The sequence below is a fragment of the Prevotella sp. LCP21S3_D2 genome, from assembly GCF_052118345.1.
Taxonomy (GTDB): Bacteria; Bacteroidota; Bacteroidia; order Bacteroidales; family Bacteroidaceae; genus Prevotella.
Genome location: NZ_JBQKHJ010000102.1, coordinates 1 through 511, shown reverse-complemented (window position 1 = coordinate 511; position 511 = coordinate 1). Strand labels below are relative to the sequence as shown.

General features: G+C 42.1%; 1 protein-coding gene. It reads left to right on the top strand.

Going from position 1 to position 511, the window contains the following annotated elements; all coding sequences use genetic code 11:
• Positions 1 to 151 precede the first annotated feature (151 nt).
• Positions 152 to 511, top strand: a 360-nt coding sequence (locus ACTQ16_RS16790) for a hypothetical protein (RefSeq protein WP_441938580.1), incomplete at its 3' end; no start/stop codon positions are given.

The following is a 511-nucleotide window of genomic DNA, read 5'->3' as shown; positions in this document are numbered from 1 at the left end:
TGCGAGATAGTTGTGATTAATGATTCGGATGACAAATCCGACGAAGCCGAAATCTTTGAAGAGATAATTTCTTTGCTGCACTGCTTCGCCATGAAGATGTACAGCAAGAGAGGAAAACGCAAGTTAGAAATAATACAAGAAGACTTAAAAAATGAGATTAGTCTATAAGTTCTACATACGCCACACAGAAGAGTTAGACAGGTTGTTCCGCATATCGAACAACCTATATAACCAGGCTCTCTATCTGTTCCGTCAGCGTCTCGATGCTGACGGTGTTTGGACGTGGTATAACGACATGGATAAGCTCATTAAGGGTGTTACTAACCTCGAAGGTGAATGTAATTACAGATTATTGAAGTCTCAGTGTTCACAGCAGATACTCCGTGTTCTGGATAAGAACATGAAGGCATACTGCAAGAGCATCAAGGATTGGAAGAAACACCCAGAGAAGTATAAAGCCATGCCACAGATGCCGCATTATCGCAAGCGCGGTGGTATGTTCAACTTGTAC